The organism is Pseudomonas sp. DW-iso3 (assembly GCF_058725305.1).
Genome location: NZ_JBZXDZ010000003.1, coordinates 91,112 through 107,895, shown reverse-complemented (window position 1 = coordinate 107,895; position 16,784 = coordinate 91,112). Strand labels below are relative to the sequence as shown.

At 60.1% G+C, this 16,784-nt stretch carries 15 protein-coding genes; 3 read left to right on the top strand and 12 right to left on the bottom strand.

What is annotated here, in order from left to right; all coding sequences use genetic code 11:
* Positions 1-172: 172 nt before the first annotated feature.
* The gene (locus tag AC4PS7_RS09595) at positions 173-1,171 is read left to right on the top strand and encodes an AraC family transcriptional regulator (RefSeq protein ID WP_010208362.1); all 999 of its coding nucleotides are present in this window, start codon (positions 173-175) and stop codon (positions 1,169-1,171) included.
* A 136-nt stretch (positions 1,172-1,307) separates the two neighbouring features.
* On the opposite strand, the gene AC4PS7_RS09590 is transcribed toward AC4PS7_RS09595, so the two are convergent.
* The 3 genes from AC4PS7_RS09590 to AC4PS7_RS09580 are packed head-to-tail and all read right to left on the bottom strand — an operon-like array spanning position 1,308 to position 3,655.
* On the bottom strand, positions 1,308-2,654 hold the full coding sequence (locus AC4PS7_RS09590; RefSeq protein WP_010208360.1) for an ATP-binding protein: 1,347 nt from the start codon (positions 2,652-2,654) through the stop codon (positions 1,308-1,310).
* A complete protein-coding gene (locus AC4PS7_RS09585) occupies positions 2,651-3,328 on the bottom strand; it encodes a response regulator (RefSeq protein WP_010208358.1) in 678 nt (225 codons plus the stop codon). Before AC4PS7_RS09585 ends, AC4PS7_RS09590 begins: the two co-directional genes overlap by 4 nt.
* 18 nt (positions 3,329-3,346) lie before the next feature.
* Positions 3,347-3,655 carry a hypothetical protein gene (locus AC4PS7_RS09580; RefSeq protein WP_021491477.1) on the bottom strand — a complete coding sequence of 103 codons (309 nt, stop codon included), beginning with the start codon at positions 3,653-3,655 and terminating at the stop codon, positions 3,347-3,349.
* A 146-nt stretch (positions 3,656-3,801) separates the two neighbouring features.
* Between AC4PS7_RS09580 and AC4PS7_RS09575 the strand changes: the two genes are divergently transcribed.
* A complete protein-coding gene (locus AC4PS7_RS09575) occupies positions 3,802-4,518 on the top strand; it encodes a 4'-phosphopantetheinyl transferase family protein (protein ID WP_021491476.1) in 717 nt (238 codons plus the stop codon).
* Here AC4PS7_RS09575 and AC4PS7_RS09570 read toward each other — a convergent pair.
* Positions 4,515-6,125 carry an ATP-binding protein gene (locus tag AC4PS7_RS09570; protein WP_021491475.1) on the bottom strand — a complete coding sequence of 537 codons (1,611 nt, stop codon included), beginning with the start codon at positions 6,123-6,125 and terminating at the stop codon, positions 4,515-4,517. The two genes, AC4PS7_RS09575 and AC4PS7_RS09570, sit on opposite strands and share 4 nt — an antisense overlap.
* Positions 6,122-6,847 (bottom strand): response regulator, encoded by a 726-nt coding sequence (locus tag AC4PS7_RS09565; protein WP_010208352.1) that lies wholly within the window; start codon positions 6,845-6,847, stop codon positions 6,122-6,124. The genes AC4PS7_RS09570 and AC4PS7_RS09565 overlap by 4 nt, the downstream gene beginning before the upstream one ends.
* A 553-nt stretch (positions 6,848-7,400) precedes the next feature.
* Here AC4PS7_RS09565 and AC4PS7_RS09560 point away from each other — a divergent pair.
* Complete coding sequence (locus AC4PS7_RS09560; protein WP_010208351.1) at positions 7,401-10,298, top strand: ribonucleoside-diphosphate reductase subunit alpha; 2,898 nt, start codon at positions 7,401-7,403, stop codon at positions 10,296-10,298.
* A 110-nt stretch (positions 10,299-10,408) separates the two neighbouring features.
* Here the strand turns inward: AC4PS7_RS09560 and AC4PS7_RS09555 are convergent, their stop codons facing one another.
* From AC4PS7_RS09555 to AC4PS7_RS09525, 7 genes are all read right to left on the bottom strand, one after another.
* Positions 10,409-11,485, bottom strand: coding sequence for a hypothetical protein (locus tag AC4PS7_RS09555; RefSeq protein WP_044287725.1), 1,077 nt, complete (start codon positions 11,483-11,485; stop codon positions 10,409-10,411).
* 182 nt (positions 11,486-11,667) lie between these two features.
* Positions 11,668-12,978, bottom strand: coding sequence for a flagellar hook protein FlgE (flgE, locus tag AC4PS7_RS09550; RefSeq protein WP_010208349.1), 1,311 nt, complete (start codon positions 12,976-12,978; stop codon positions 11,668-11,670).
* Positions 12,979-13,009: 31 nt separating this feature from the next.
* Complete coding sequence (gene flgD, locus AC4PS7_RS09545) at positions 13,010-13,735, bottom strand: flagellar hook assembly protein FlgD (protein WP_010208348.1); 726 nt, start codon at positions 13,733-13,735, stop codon at positions 13,010-13,012.
* 16 nt (positions 13,736-13,751) lie between these two features.
* Positions 13,752-14,195, bottom strand: coding sequence for a flagellar basal body rod protein FlgC (gene flgC / locus AC4PS7_RS09540; RefSeq protein WP_010208347.1), 444 nt, complete (start codon positions 14,193-14,195; stop codon positions 13,752-13,754).
* A 3-nt stretch (positions 14,196-14,198) separates the two neighbouring features.
* On the bottom strand, positions 14,199-14,606 hold the full coding sequence (flgB, locus tag AC4PS7_RS09535) for a flagellar basal body rod protein FlgB (RefSeq protein ID WP_010208346.1): 408 nt from the start codon (positions 14,604-14,606) through the stop codon (positions 14,199-14,201).
* A 307-nt stretch (positions 14,607-14,913) separates the two neighbouring features.
* Complete coding sequence (gene cheR / locus AC4PS7_RS09530; protein WP_010208345.1) at positions 14,914-15,741, bottom strand: protein-glutamate O-methyltransferase CheR; 828 nt, start codon at positions 15,739-15,741, stop codon at positions 14,914-14,916.
* Positions 15,742-15,785: 44 nt separating this feature from the next.
* Positions 15,786-16,718 (bottom strand): chemotaxis protein CheV, encoded by a 933-nt coding sequence (locus AC4PS7_RS09525; protein ID WP_010208344.1) that lies wholly within the window; start codon positions 16,716-16,718, stop codon positions 15,786-15,788.
* Positions 16,719-16,784: the final 66 nt, after the last annotated feature.

Here is a 16,784-nt window from a genome sequence, read left to right as displayed (position 1 = left end):
GAAGGCCCTTAGACATCAGGGCCTGGCGTTTTGAGACGCCCTCCCAGGCAGCGAAACAAGTGGCGGATTTCCGCCCACTCGACCCATCCCGTCCTACAATTTGGCGGATATCCGCCTTGTGACCGCAGCCGGGGCTGGCTACCATCGGCCCCTCCATGGACGAGGCCTCCGCATGCGTGAACGTACCATCGCCAGCCATTACGCCCGTGCGGCCCTCGGCGGGGCGCGTCGGGCCGGCTATGACTACTCGGGCCTGCTGCAACAAGTGGGCATCACCCCGGAACTGCTGACCGAACCCCGCGCCCGCATCGCGCCGGAGCAGTTCACTCGTTTGCTGCAAATGCTCTGGCTGGCGCTGGACGACGAATACCTGGGGTTCGCCGACGGTCCGAGTAAACGCGGCACTTTCGCCATGATGTGCCACGCGCTGATCCATTGCCGCACGCTGGAGAAGGCTCTGGAACGCGGCTTATTATTTTATAGCCTATTCCCACAAGGCCCGCGCTGGCAGCTGACACGCGAAGGCGAAATGGCCCGCTTGAGCCTAGACGACTCGCAGCTATGGGACCCGGAGCATTTCTTGAGCGAGTGCCTGCTGGTGATCTGGCATCGCCTGGGCAGTTGGCTGATCGGCCAACGCATCCGGCTGCACCAGGCCACCTTCAGCTACCCGCAGCCGGCTCACGCCAGCGAATATGACCTGCTGTTTCCCTGTGCCCAGGTATTCGGTGCACCGAACAGCAGCCTGGTGTTTCCCGCGCGTTACCTGAACCTGCCGCTGTTGCAGGATGAACGCACGCTCAAGCACTTCCTGGAACGCTCCCCCGCCGATCTGCTGTCGCGGCCGGACGAAGGCGACAGCTTGAGCAGCCAGCTACGCCGCTTGCTCAGCCGCGACCGCAGTCCCTGGCCGGACCTGGAAGCCGTCGCCCAGCACTTGCACATCAGCCCCCAGACCCTGCGCAGGCATTTGCGTGAAGAAGGCACCAGCTTTCAGGCACTCAAGGATGAGCTGCGGCGGGACATCGCCATCTATCATTTGGGCCGCGCAGACTTGTCGCTGCAGGAGATTGCCGAGCAGTTGGGCTTTTCCGAACCGTCGGCGTTTCATCGGGCGTTCAAGAAGTGGACGGGGCTGACACCGGGGGCTTACCGGGCCCAAGAGAGTTAGAGCTGTATGGCCTGGAAGACCCCCATCGCGGGCAAGCCCGGTTCCCACAGTGGATAGGGTTTACACATTGTGATTCGAACCCCATCCACTGTGGGAGCTGGCTTGCCTGCGAGGAGGCCCGCACGGCCAGTAACGATCACAAGGCCGGAAAATGAATCTTGAACGCCGCCCCGCCCAAAGGCGAATCGCCCAAGGTCAGCCGTGCACCGTAGCTTTCAATGATGTCCTTGACCACCGCCAAGCCGATCCCCTGCCCCGGATGCTGGCGGTCCAGCCGCTCGCCCCGCTGCAGAATCCGGGCGCGCTGATCCGGCGGCACACCTGGCCCATCATCCTCGATGCACAACTCGCTGCCTTCGAGGTTTTCCGCGAAGCTGATGCGCACCTCGCTCAAACATAAGCGGTAGGCGTTTTCCAGCAGGTTGCCGAGCAACTCCAGCAAAGCGCCCTTCTCAATCGGCACGTCGCACTCTTCCGGCAGCTCAAAGGACACCGTGACACGTTTGTCGCGGTAGACCTTGTCCAGCGTATCGCACAGGCTTTGCAACACCGGCTCCAGGCGCACCTGGTGACGCACCAGGCCGCTCTTGCGCAGGCTGGCGCGTTGCAGTTGGTAGCTGATCTGCTGGCTCATGCGCTCGATCTGCGATTGCAGCACCCAGGCCTGGTCGCGGTCTTCCGGGCGCTGGGCCATGTCTTCGCTCACACCTTGAAGTACCGCGAGCGGGGTTTTCAGGCTGTGGGCCAGGTCGTCGAGGGAGTCGCGGTAACGCGCCCGTTGCTCACGTTCGCTGTGCAGCAAGCGGTTGAGGGAACCGGTAAGGCGCAACAATTCACGGGGGTGTTGTTCGGATAGGCTTTCGCGGGTGCCACCTTCGATCTGGTCAAGTTCCTGGCTCAGGCGCCGCAGGGCCTGCAGGCCCCAAGTCAGGCCCAGCCACAGCAAGGTCAACAGCACCAGCAACGCTGCGCCGAAGCCCAGGTAGAGGTTTTCGCGCAGGCCTTCGAGGGTCAACTGGTATTCGCGCACCGGTTGCAGGGCGACAATACTGAACGCCGCGCTCTTGCCGCCCAGCAGCCGGACCTCGACGTCATAGACGAAGAATTCCTGGCCGTTGGCCTCACGGATCCGCGCGAATTCGTTACCGCGCCCGTCGTAGCGCGGCTTGTAGTTGATGTTTTCTTCCTTGGTCGCCCGCGAACGCCACACCAGATGGCCTTCGCGATCGTAGATATAGCCGAGCAGGCGGCTGTCGGTGAGGTTGAAGCGCTCGTCCGGCAATTGCGCCGGCATCAGCAGGCGGTTGTTTTCAACCCGTGCGGCAGAGATCAGCGTCGTGACGTCCGACGCCAGGCGCTGCTCGATGGAATCCTGCAACGCCAGGCTGAACGCCCCTTGCATGGCGGGCAACAAGCCCAGCATGAACAGCACGGCCAGGGTGGCGGCCGCCAGCATCAAGCGCACGCGAAGCGAGCGAATCAACGGCAGCGCTCGTTGAACAGGTAGCCGAGGCCACGCACGGTGTCGATCGGCTTGAACCCGGCCGGGCCTTCCAGCTTGCGACGCAGCCGGCCGACCAACACTTCGATGACATTCGGATCACGCTCGTCGTCATCCGGGTAGAGCTGTTCCATCAAGCGGTCCTTGGCGACTACCTGCTGGTGATGGCGCATCAGGTACTCAAGGATCCGATATTCGTAGGCCGTCAGCGCCAGGGGCTGTTCGTCGAGGGACGCCTGCTTGCGATTGAGGTCCAGCAGCAACGGGCCCGCAACAATCGTCGACTGGGTAAACCCGCTGGAGCGGCGCAGCAAGGCGTTCATCCGCGCCTCCAGTTCTTCGAACTGGAACGGCTTGACCACATAGTCATCAGCACCGGCTGCCAGGCCTTCGACCTTGTCCTGCCAGTTGCCACGCGCGGTGAGGATCAGGATCGGGAAGGTCTTGGCCTGGGTACGCAGTTGGCGGATCAGGTCCAGCCCCCCCATGCCGGGCAGGCCCAGGTCGATGATCGCCAGGTCATGGTTGAACTGCCCGGTCTGGTACAGGGCCTCTTCGGCATTGGCCACAGCCTCGACCACATGCCCGCTGTCGGTCAGGCGGGTAAACAGGTGATGACGCAGCAGCGCCTCATCTTCCACCACCAGCAATTTCATAAAGCTCTCCAAGGCAAATCAACTGTCCGACAGAGGGATATCATAGCGGCCCTGCAGGTCTTGCGGGCGCAGTTTAGTGCCATTGAACTGACCCGTCAGGTGTTCATAACCGGCGCGGTAGCCCGGCTGCGGGATTGCAAGGCCCAGGGACTGGCCCCAGGGCGCGGGTTGGCTGCCCACTTCTTCGAAGCTGACACGCTGGAGCATGGTGCTGGATTTCTTGGTTTTCTCACCGCCGAACGCGGCGAAGGCACCGTCGGCGGCCTGGACCCCGGCGGTGGCACTGAGCATGGTTAACGCCAACATCAGCTGTTTGATCGCAGTCATGGTGATACCTCTATGCGTTTGGCTGTTGCCTTTGTGTGAGTCCCAGACTACGCAGGCGCCCCTGAACTCCCCCTGAACAGGCTCTGAACCTCACCTGAACCGCAGCGGGCTATCCTGTTGCCCATCAACTCGGCAAAATACCGCCCATGAATTCCCTACCCGCTTGCTGCACCCCACTCGACGCCCATTGGCCGCTGCCCGTCCCCTTGCCGGGTACGGTGTTTCTCAGCACCCGCTTTGATCCGGCTTTATTGACGGCCGGCGATTTCCAGCGCAGCGCCGTGCCGCCTCCGGCCAGCATCCAGCGCTCGGTGGCCAAGCGTCAGGCCGAGTTCCTGGCCGGCCGACTGTGCGCCCGCGCCGCGCTGAAACAGCTGGATCACCTCAACTATATCCCCGCCATCGGTGAAGACCGTGCGCCGGTGTGGCCTGCGCATATCTGTGGCTCCATCACCCACAGCACCGGGCATGCCGCCGCGATTGTCGCGCACACGGCGCAATGGCGCGGGCTGGGGATGGACCTGGAGAATGTGCTGACACTGGAGCGGGCGGAGCGCTTGGCTGGGGAGATCCTCACGGCCGATGAACTGCAACGGATGGCGACGCTGCCGCGAGAACAGATCGCACAGCTGGTGACATTGACGTTTTCGGCCAAAGAGAGCCTGTTCAAGGCGCTGTACCCGATCGTGCAAAAGCGCTTCTATTTTGAGCATGCCGAAATGCTGGAGTGGTCCGACGCGGGCCAGTTACGGCTGCGGTTGCTGACAGACCTGTCCAGCGAGTGGTGCCACGGCAAAGAGCTGCACGCGCAGTTTTCGGTGAATGATGGGCAGTTGCTGAGCCTGGTCGCCATCCAGGCTTAGGTTTTCTCCTGATCCCTCGGCCAACTCAGACTGAAGCACGCCCCACCCAAATTGTTGCTCTTGCTGATCAACGCCCGCCCGCCGTGCCAATAGATAATCCGTCGCACGATCGACAGCCCCAACCCATGCCCGCCGGAGGCACGGGTGCGGCTGTCGTCCAGGCGCAGGAATGGCGTGAAAATGCGCTCCCAGGCACTCTCAGGCACACCGGGCCCATCATCTTCGACATCGATGCGGCAGCGCACCTGGCCCACCTGATAACTGATCAACACGTGGCCCTGGGCATGACGCATGGCATTGCTCACCAGGTTCTGCAACGCACGGTGCAGGTAACGTGGCTCAGCATCCACCCAGGCATCATCCCAATGGGCCGAAGACAGGCAAATGCCCCGGCTTACACTGACCTGCGGACGCAGTGGCGATAATTCGCCTATGACCTGATCGAGCAGCGCATCGAGGTCGACCCGCTGGAAATTCAACTCTGGCGAGCCTTGTTCCAGCCGCGCGTAAGTGAGCATTTCATCGACTAGGCCATCGAGGTCCTGGATATCGCTGTCCATGCCTTCCAGGTATTTGCGCCGCGCCTCGGCCGTGGTGGCATCACCAACCATCTCCAGGCCGAAACGCAAGCGCGCCACCGGCGTGCGCAATTCGTGGGACACCGCGCGCACCAGTTCACGCTGGATCGCCAGCAACTGCTGTAAGTGCTCGGCCATGCCATTGAAGGCGGCGGCCAGGCGCCCCACCGAGTCAGCACCACGGGCCGGTACGCGGACTTCCAGGTTGCCCTTGGCGATGCGGGTGGCGGCGGCTTCCAGGCCGCGCAGCCGCCGTTCAAGCTGGCGCACCAACAGATAGACGATCAAACCGATCAGGGTCAGGCCGATCAACGTAATCAGGATCAACCATTGCGCCGGGTAAGGGTTCATTTGATACAGCGGCCCGAGTTCCAGCACCCACGGCGTACCGACCATGCCGGCAAACACGCGGATCGAGTCGCCGCCCTTGCCCAGGGCCATCACCGTGTCGCCTTCAGAGACGCGGCGGCGCTGGTCTTCGTCCATGTCGGCCTGGTCGAGGGTCATCAAATGCATATCGAAGCCAAACCCCTTGGCTTCTTTTATATCCGCCAGGCGCTGCGGCTGTTCAGCCACGGGGAAGCGCACCAGCTCGTCGGCGAGCAGGTAGATCGTCGCACGCGCCAGCTGTTCGCTGATCTGCTGCACTTCCCCCATGAGCACAAGCTGCGCCTGATCATTGACCAAACGCAGTACTCGCGCGGCGTGGGGCCCGGTCTGCTCCACCAGCACCTGGCCGCGTTGCAGGCGATTGCGTTGGCTCAAATCCAGTTGCGCATCGGCCAGGGGGCGCAGTTCCAGCGGGATACCGAGCAAACGCTCCCACACCGCCAGGGCCCGTTGCCGCTCGATGGGGCTCATGGGTTGCAGGTTATCGCCCATCAAGGCGAAGGTGCCGTGGGCCAGGCGCTCGCGGTATTGGCCGCTGCGCACCTCGTTGAGCAGGTGCAGGGCCAGCACGCCGAGCAGCGCCACCAGGATCAGCGCCGCGCACATGCCACCGTAGATGCGCAGGAAGATCGAGTTCACAGCGGCATGTCGGCGGCGGCTTCGGGGACGAACAGATAGCCTTTGCTGCGGATGGTCTTGATCAGGCGCGGGTGGATCGGGTCGTCACCTATCTTGGGGCGTATGCGTGAGATACGCACGTCAATGGAGCGGTCCTGACCGTCATAGCCGATGCCGCGCAGGGCGATGAAGAGTTCTTCGCGGGACAAAATGCGCCCGGCATTGGCCACCAGCAGCCACAACAGGTCGAACTCGGCGCTGGTCAGCTCGATGCCGTCATTGTTCAGCCAGGCTTCACGCAGGGCGTTGTCTACCACCAAGGGGCCGAATTGCAGGCGGCGCTGGTTCTCCACGGCAACCGGTTCGGTCGGTTCGCTACGCCGCAGCAGGGCCTGGATGCGTGCCAGCAACAGGCGCGGGCGCACGGGTTTGCACACGTAATCGTCGGCTCCCATGTCCAGGCCCAGCACCTGGTCCATGTCATCGGTACGCGCGGTGAGCATCAGGATCACCCCGTCATAGCGCTGGCGCACCTTGCGGCAGATGCTCAAGCCGTCTTCGCCGGGCAGCATCAGGTCGAGGATCACCAGGTCCGGCTGTTCGGCGATGATGCGCGCCGCTGCCAGGGCGCCATCGCCTTCCACGGACACCTGCAGGCCATTGCTCTCCAGATACTCACGGGTCAATTCGGCCAGTCGCTGGTCGTCTTCGACTATCAATACCTGCCAGGCTTCTTGCTCCACGGGTGACCTCAATGTCTGTCATAAAAGGCGGGCATGATCTGGGTAACTGCGTAGCCCGATACGGTCGATTGTAGCCACGGGCCAGCCCTCAAACACAAGCCGGGAAATCCATTCGGTGATCGCGTTTTTTTGTGATAGGGTTCGCGCCCTTCGAAAATGGGCAGGTTGTTTTAAGCCCGAAACAATTAATGACAAACGGCGTAATCCAGCAGCAATGCGGCCTACACGCCCATTCAACCTTTCTTACACATTTTACCCACAGCGTTATCCACAGGTTACTGCGTTGCTAACCCCTCAAAAACGCATTATCTTGTACCTCGGCACTGAATAAGACCCTACATGTGGGGTTTTTCAAGAAAGCGCCCAACCACACAAGTGGCAAGAAATTCAAGCGTTTTATTGCTACCGCAGCATGGAACCAACCGATTTTCAGTAGACCAAACCGCTCACGCGGATGGCAGCTGTTTCCCATCCCCGATATGGAAAACGGTACGGGTGTTGCAGGAAGAGCCTGGCACTCGCAATCAAATATAGAACGTGGAGACAACCCCCCATGCAAACCGACACAACTCGCGAGAACCCGCAAGGCTCCGTGCAGCAGGCCGCCGATTCGAACCTGGATCTGTCAGCCACCGCACCCGGCCAATTGCGTGTGATCAAGCGTAACGGCACTGTCGTCCCTTACACCGATGACAAAATCACCGTCGCCATCACCAAAGCGTTTCTTGCAGTTGAGGGCGGCACCGCTGCTGCCTCGTCGCGCATCCACGACACCGTTGCCCGCCTGACCGAACAAGTCACCGCGACCTTCAAGCGTCGCATGCCTTCGGGCGGCACTATCCACATCGAAGAAATCCAGGACCAGGTCGAACTGGCCCTGATGCGTGCCGGCGAGCAGAAAGTTGCCCGCGACTACGTGATCTACCGTGATGCCCGCTCCAAGGAGCGCGCTGTACGTGCCCCGGCTGAAGAAGCCGCCGTACAGGCTCACCCATCGATCCGCATCACCCTGGCCGACGGCACTTTTGCGCCGCTGGACCTGGGTCGCCTGAACACCATCATCACCGAGGCCTGCGAAGGCCTGGAAGAAGTCGACGGTGACCTGATCCAGCGCGAAACCCTGAAGAACCTGTACGACGGCGTGGCCCTGACCGACGTCAACACCGCCCTGGTGATGACCGCCCGTACCCTGGTTGAACGCGAGCCGAACTACTCGTTCGTGACCGCGCGCCTGCTGATGGACACCCTGCGTGCCGAAGGCCTGGGCTTCCTGAAAGTCGCCGACAGCGCCACCCACCACGAAATGGCCGACCTGTACGCCAAGGCCCTGCCTGCCTACATCGCCAAGGGTATCGAATTCGAATTGCTGAACCCGATCCTGGCCACCTTCGACCTGGAAAAACTCGGCAAGGCGATCAACCACGAGCGTGACCAGCAGTTCACCTACCTGGGCCTGCAGACCCTGTACGACCGTTACTTCATCCACAAGGACGGTATCCGCTTCGAACTGCCGCAAGTGTTCTTCATGCGCGTGGCCATGGGCCTGGCGATTGAAGAGAAGCAGAAAGAAGACCGTGCCATCGAGTTCTACAACTTGTTGTCGTCCTTCGACTACATGTCGTCGACCCCAACCCTGTTCAACGCCGGCACCCTGCGTCCACAGCTGTCCAGCTGCTACCTGACCACCGTGCCGGATGACCTGTCGGGCATCTACCACGCGATCCACGACAACGCCATGTTGTCCAAATTCGCCGGCGGCCTGGGCAACGACTGGACCCCGGTGCGTGCACTGGGTTCGTACATCAAGGGCACCAACGGCAAGTCCCAGGGCGTTGTGCCCTTCCTGAAAGTCGTGAACGACACCGCCGTTGCGGTCAACCAGGGCGGCAAGCGCAAAGGCGCTGTATGTGCCTACCTGGAAACCTGGCACATGGACATCGAAGAGTTCATCGAGCTGCGCAAGAACACCGGTGATGATCGTCGTCGCACCCACGACATGAACACCGCCAACTGGATCCCTGACCTGTTCATGAAGCGTGTCTTCGATGACGGCAAATGGACCCTGTTCTCGCCATCCGAAGTCCCGGACCTGCACGACCTGACCGGTAAAGCCTTCGAAGAGCGCTACGAGTACTACGAAGCCCTCACCGAATACCCAGGCAAGGTCAAGCTGTTCAAGACCATCCAGGCCAAAGACCTGTGGCGCAAAATGCTGTCCATGCTGTTTGAAACCGGCCACCCATGGCTGACCTTCAAAGACCCGTGCAACCTGCGCAGCCCGCAGCAGCACGTGGGCGTGGTCCACAGTTCGAATCTGTGCACCGAGATCACCTTGAACACCAACAAGGACGAGATCGCCGTTTGCAACCTGGGCTCGATCAACCTGCCGAACCACATCGTCAACGGCAAGCTGGACACCGCCAAGCTGGAGCGCACCGTCAACACCGCAGTACGCATGCTCGATAACGTGATCGACATCAACTACTACTCGGTGCCACAGGCGCAGAACTCCAACTTCAAGCACCGTCCAGTGGGCCTGGGCATCATGGGCTTCCAGGACGCGCTGTACCTGCAGCACATTCCTTACGGTTCGGATGCTGCGGTCGAGTTCGCCGACAAGTCCATGGAAGCGGTCAGCTACTACGCGATCCAGGCTTCCTGCGACCTGGCCGACGAGCGCGGCGCCTACGAGACGTTCCAGGGTTCGCTGTGGTCCAAGGGCATCCTGCCGCTGGATTCGCAACAGATCCTGATCGAAGCCCGTGGCCAGAAGTACATCGACGTTGATCTGAACGAAACCCTGGACTGGGCGCCGGTACGTGCCCGCGTGCAGAAAGGTATTCGCAACTCCAACATCATGGCCATCGCACCGACCGCCACCATCGCCAACATCACCGGCGTATCGCAGTCGATCGAACCGACCTACCAGAACCTGTATGTGAAATCGAACCTGTCGGGCGAATTCACCGTGATCAACCCGTACCTGGTTCGCGACCTGAAAGCCCGCGGCCTGTGGGACTCGGTCATGATCAACGACCTGAAGTACTACGACGGTTCCGTGCAGCAGATCGAGCGCATCCCGCAAGAACTCAAAGAGCTCTACGCGACGGCCTTCGAAGTGGACACCAAGTGGATCGTTGACGCCGCCAGCCGTCGCCAGAAGTGGATCGACCAGGCCCAGTCCCTGAACCTCTACATCGCCGGCGCTTCGGGCAAGAAGCTGGACGTGACCTACCGCATGGCGTGGTACCGTGGCCTGAAAACCACTTACTACCTCCGCGCCCTGGCCGCGACCAGCACCGAGAAGTCGACCATCAACACCGGTAAGCTGAACGCTGTTTCCAGCGGTGGCAACCACGGTGATGATTCGGTGCTTGCAGCGCCAGCCGGCCCGGCGCCAGTGCCAAAGGCCTGCGCGATTGACGAGCCGGATTGCGAAGCTTGCCAATAAGCTGAGGCAGTTCCGGGTTTAATCACCCGGAACTGAAAAACCCCCGATATACCCCGGATTCACTGGGGTTTATCGGGGGTTTTTATTGGCCAGGACGAAAGACCGGAACCTCAGAACAACACGGTCGCCATACCCGACTGGGGCACCCCACCGCGTCGACCCCACAACTCAATTCGACCATCGATCACCGCCATCGAATGGCCTCCGTACTCCACCGTCCCCACCTTGCTGCTTCTCAAATCAGAGTCCGTCGCCGGCCTGTAGTGCCCCTTGAGACCCAAGCGGTTTAGCCCCTCGCGCGAGCCCTCACCATCGTTGAGGCTGTTCATTGCAGCCTGGAAGCTTCGCCCCGCCGTGCCATCGTTGTTTTCCATCTGTGCCCGCTTCGCGCTCGCTGCATACATGAAGTTGGCGTCCGTGATCATCTGCGGATCATCTCCCTTGAAACGAGCTTGAGTGGCAGCCTGCCTCAATTCATCTTTAGTAAAAGAAACCTTGACCCCATCTCGCATGGTCACGTCATAGCCACTGCCCGTCTCCCTCACCTCTTTGAACACGTCGGTGGGTTTCTGCCCGAACTGCATCATCGCGGCCTTGATTGACGAAACAGTCACGCAGTTTCCATCAGGCCCCTGGCTGAATCCGCTCCAGATATTGTCTGGCTTTTTACCTGGGTTACTGTTGTCAGGTTTGTAGTTGAAATATTTAGCACCCTCGGTAATGGGCTTGTTGCTCATGACGTCGGCGGGCCCAAAGCCTTGCGGGTTGACTCTATTGCCGCCTCCGCCTCCTCCACCCCCTCCGCCTCCACGTGGAGAGGGTGCTGGAGAGGGCGGCTCCAAAGGCGAATCATCTGGAAATAGATCCGGAAACAGGGCCTTCAGCCACGCCCACCAGGCATCAGCCTTATCTTTCTTCAGCTCCTCAAGGACCTCCTTGAATTTCTCGTCACCCAGTTCCCCTCGTACTTTATTCAGCTTGTCACGCAGATCCCGTACGACCTGGCTCTTTGACGTTTTCTCGGCATCTTCAATTTCTTTGAGCAACTGACTGATAGCTTGTTTATTGGACCCTACGTCCTGCGTTGTAGTGTCCGAACGACGTGCATCTACCGGGTAACTCCCACCCCAGGCAACGTTGCGACGTGCACCTCCAGCCTCTTGGGCGGATGCTGACGAACTCCACATACCAAACCCTCCCCATATGATCCAAACGGCCTACGCCTGAATGAGTGGAAGGAGCGATGTGATACGTTCCGGTAGTCGCGCGTCATCCCCTGACTACAGCAACGGTGGGAAAGGTCCTAAGGCCAAATGACACGCAAAAAAAAGCCCCTCTTTCGAGGGGCTTTCTATAGAGCACTACCGCATCACGTCATCTGAATGATGGTCTGCATGATGGTGCTCTGGGTGGAGATGGTCTTGGCGTTCGCCTGATAGTTGCTCTGGGCCTTGATCAGGTCTACCAGCTCGTTGGTCAGGTTGACGTTGGAGTTCTCCAGTGAGTTGGCCACGATCGAACCCAGGGTGCCCGCTTGCGGGGTGTCGTAACCTGGCTGGCCCGAAGCGAAGGTCTCTCTCCAGGAGGTACCGCCGGCAGGCTGCAGGCCTTGTTCGTTGTTGAAGCTGGCCAGAGAGATCTGGCCGATGGCCTTGCTCTGCTGGTTGCTGAACGTTGCGAACAGTACGCCGTTGCCGTCGATTTTCAGGCCGGTGATCTGGCCGGTGGCATAGCCATCGGTGACCGGTGGGTTGCGGTAGGTGGCCGAGTTGTACTGGGTGATGTTGGCCATGTTGACCGCGATACCGGTCGGGTTGGCATTGGCGCCGTTGGCCTTCCACACACCATCAGTCACAGTTCCAGGGACCCAACCGGTGATGGTCAGGGTCTTGTCGGACACACCGCCGGTCACGACACTGGTCAGCTTGCCATTGCCATCAAAGGTCAGTGCCGACGGTACTGGCGGGGTCGACGGAGTGCCGGTTGGCGCCGAACCGTTAGGGTTGCGGCCATCGATCAGGGTGTAGGCGTTCCACTTGTTACCGTCGGTTTTCACCAGGTACTGCACCATCGGGTGCGCGTTACCCTGGGAGTCGTACAACGTGGTGCTGTACTGGGTGGTAAAGGTGCTGGTGTCGTTCGGGTTGAACGGCTTGGCCGTCTGGTCGATCACCGGCTCCGAGGAGTTCAGGTTACTGGTGGAATCTACCTTGGTGGACGCCTTTGGCGGCAGGTTCGACAGGTTCAGTTGCAGGTCGGTCAGGCCGCCTTTGATGATCTTGCCGTCCGCATCCGCCGCATAACCTTGCAGGCGCGAAGTCCCGGTGTTGTTGGTGATGTAGCCGTCTTTGTCGGCACGGAAGGCACCGCTACGGGTGTATTCCAGCGAACCGTCGCTGCCCTTCTGCACGAAGAAGCCGCCGCCCTGGATCGCCATGTCCAGGATACCGCCGCTACCATTGACGTCGCCCTGGGTGAACTGCTGGGACACGGCCGCCAGGTTCACACCGTTGCCGATGCTGTTCTGGCCGGTGCCCAGTTTGGAGGCGGCGTAAATGTCCGCGAACTCCGCACGGGACGACTTGAAGCCCGTGGTCGCCACGTTGGCGATGTTGTTGCCGGTCACGTCCAGTTGTTTGTTGGCCGCATAGAGCCCGCTAAGGCCGATATTAAAAGACATGTTTCTCTCCCTCTGCCGTATTTAGCCGGCTCTATGTACCGATAGTCTGAATTTGCGACAGCTTGACGCTGCCCATGCCGCCTGCCAGGTTCAGCAGCATTTCGCCGCCGGTCTTGCTCAAGGTCACGCTCGTTACCGTTGCCGGCAGCGAAGTGCTCAGGGCGACGGCATCACCCTTGTCGTTCTTGGTGGTGGCATTGAAGGTGTAGGTGCCCGCAGGAGCGACCTCACCCTTGTCGTTTTTGCCATCCCAGATAAAGCTCTGGGTACCGGCGCTCTGGGCCCCCATTTCGATGGTGCGCACCACATTGCCGTCTTTGTCAGTGATCTTGACGGAGACATTGCCGGTCGCCGCTGTGACATCCACCGATCCGGTCATGCTCTTGCTGGTATCAACCATGGCCTTGTCGGTCTGGATGATGATCGAGCGCCCGACCAGCGACGACGCCTGCAGCGCTTGCGACGAGCTGAAGTTGCTGGAGATCGCATTCACCGAATCATTCAGGGTGTTGATGCCTTCCAGGCTGCTGAACTGCGCCAGTTGGGCCACGAACGCGCCGTTGTCTTGCGGCGACAGCGGGTTCTGGTTTTTCAGTTGGGTGACCAACAGCTGCAAGAACGCATCCTTGCCCAGCGATTGTTTGCCCGTGGCCTTATTGGCAGCATCAGTGACGCTGCTGTTGTCCTGGGCAGTTTTGACCTTGGAATTGAAAAGGTCCTGGACTGGCGTGTTGTTACTCGTATCAACGATGGCCATTATTTGGCGCCCCTTATCACTGACCCAGGGTCAGGACCTTCTGCATCATGGTTTTGGCAGTGTTCATCATTTCCGCATTGGTCTGGAACGAGCGGCTGGCGGAAATCATGTCGGCCATTTCCTCGACCACGTTGACGTTCGGGTAATAGACATAACCCTTTTCGTTCGCGGCGGGATGGTTGGGTTCGTAGCGGGCTTCAAGGTTGCTCTGGTCTTCGACCACACCCAGCACTTGCACGCCGGAGCCTGCGGCCCCCTGGTCCTGGAACAACGAATCACTGCCACCTGCCTGGCCGCCCTGGAACATGGTGGCGAACACCGGGTGACGGGCGCGGTAAGTCTGGTCAATGCTCGAAGACACGGTCTCGGCGTTGGCGATGTTACTGGCGACGGTGTTCAAGCGCGTGGTCTGCGCGCTCATGCCACTGCCGGCAATATTGAAAACACTGGACAGGGACATGGCTTACTCTCCACGCAGGGCTGACATCAGCCCTTTGAATTTGCTGTTAAGCAGGGTGAAGCTGGCCTGGAAGTTCACCGAGTTCTCGGCGTAGGCCGATTGCTCCAGCTGCGCGTCGACGGTGTTCTGGTCGATCGACGGCTGCATCGGCGTGCGATACAGCAGCGACTCGTCACCATTGCTCAGGCCTTGCGCTTCGATATGACGGCTGTTGGTCATGTTCAAGGCGAAGGTGCCGTTCTTGGTCTTGTCCTGCTGTGCAGCGAGCACGGCGGAGAAGTCCAAATCCCGAGCCTTGTAGTTCGGGGTGTCGGCGTTGGCAATGTTGTTGGCCAGGACTTCGGCACGCTGGGCGCGGAAGCCCAGGGCTTGTTCGTGGATACCGAGCGCTTTATCGAAGCTGATGCTCATGGTGGAAACCTTTAAGGGCTGACCTGCTGTTCGTTAACTGGGTTATAGCAAGGTGCATGCCAATCTACTGAAGGCCAGTAAATCAAGGGCTTGAGGGGAGATTGCCGGGTGGCAATGCCAGAAAAGCGGCAAACGCTTTCCGCGTGGCGCCAGTAAAGCGGCAATGGGGGGTTGCCGCTATTGGGAGGGTTGCCGCAAAACAAATGTGGGAGCGGGCTTGCTCGCGAATGCGGTGGAGCAGTCAACTTATCTATGACTGACAGACCTTATTCGCGAGCAAGCCCGCTCCCACATTTAGGTTTGCGTACTATTTGGCCTGGTAAATGATCCCAGGGCTGCACTGCACCATCTGATAATGGTCCGGCAGACCATTTAGCGCTTCCGAAGCGCCGAGGAACAGATAGCCGCCGCGCTTGAGCGTGCCATGGATGCGCAGCAGGATGTCTTTCTTCACTTCGGCCGAGAAGTAGATCAGCACGTTGCGGCAGAACACCATGTCGAACTTGCCCAGGCTGGCGTAGCTGTCGAGCAGGTTGAACGAGCGAAACTCCACACGGTTCTTGATCGGCGCCTTGACCGCCCAACGCCCAGCCCCTTTCGGGTCGAAGTAACGTTGCAGGCGTTCCTGGGACAAACCACGGCCCAGGGCCAGGCTGTCGTACTCGCCGGTCTTGCAATTGGTGAGCATGGTGCCGGAGAGGTCGGTGGCGACGATTTGCGCTCCGGCCTTCAACTGGCCCATGTTAGTCCGCTCAAACTCATCGATGGACATCGAAATCGAGTAGGGCTCCTGCCCCGAAGAGCAGGCGGCCGACCAGATCCGCAGGCGCTGGCCCGGGCTGGCCTTGATAGCCTCCGGCAGCACTTTGTTCTTGAGCACTTCAAAGGGGTAGGTGTCACGAAACCACAGGGTTTCGTTGGTGGTCATGGCATCGACCACCATCTCCTTGAGCCCGCTGCGCGGCTGCCCCTGGATGCGCTGAACCAGCTCACCCAACGACTTGATGCCCTGCTGCTCCATCAGTTTGTTGAGACGGCTGGATACCAGGTACTGCTTGTTTTCACCGAGCAATATGCCACAGGCTTTTTCCAGGAAGACCCGGAACTGCTCGAAATCCAAATTACCCGTAGACAATGATACCGCCTCTTAAATCGTGTGACCGCCAGGGGAAATGCCCCCTAGCCGTGATCTGCTGCCTTGATCCGGTCGACTACCCGGGATGCCAGGTCATCAGGACGGAATTTGGCCAGGAAGTCATCGGCACCGACCTTCTTGACCATCGCCTGGTTGAATACCCCCGACAACGAAGTATGCAGGATGATGTGCAATTTTTGCATGCGTGGATCGTTGCGTATCTCGGCCGTGAGGGTGTAGCCGTCCATTTCCGGCATCTCGATGTCGGAGATCATCATCAAGAATTCTTCTTCCGGCTTCTTGCCGTCGTCCACCAGCTTGCGCAGGTAATCCAACGCTTGGCGACCGTCGTTGAGGGCCACTACCTCCACGCCGACGGTCTGCAGGCAACGGGTCACCTGTTTACGCGCCACCGAGGAGTCGTCCACCGTCAGCACCCGCAGGGAAACGGCCTTGTGCGCGGTTTCGGCGTCCACCACCCCCACGGAAATCGTTTCCGAGGTCGGCGCCACTTCGGCGAGGATCTTCTCCACGTCGATGATTTCCACCAACTGGTTATCCACCCGTGTCACCGCCGTGAGGTAGTGATCGCGACCGGTGCCCTTGGGCGGCGGATGGATCTCTTCCCAGTTCATGTTGACGATGCGCTCCACCGAGCGCACCAGAAAACCCTGGGTCTTGGTGTTGTACTCGGTAATGATAACGAACGGGCTCTCACGGTCCTGCAATCCTGCCGAACCCGTGGCCAGGGCCAGGTCAAGAATCGGGATCGTCGCACCACGGATGTTGGCAACGCCACACACCACCGGGCTGGACTTGGGCATGATCGTCAACTTGGGGCATTGCAGCACTTCCCGCACCTTGAACACGTTGATGCCATACAGCTGCTTGCCATCCAGGCGAAAAAGCAACAACTCCAGGCGATTCTGCCCTACCAGCTGTGTGCGCTGGTTTACTGAATCCATTACTCCTGCCATGCCTTGACTCCCACGCTGAACCTTTGGCCATACCTATAAGGGCAGTGACGCGCACCAACGCTAAAC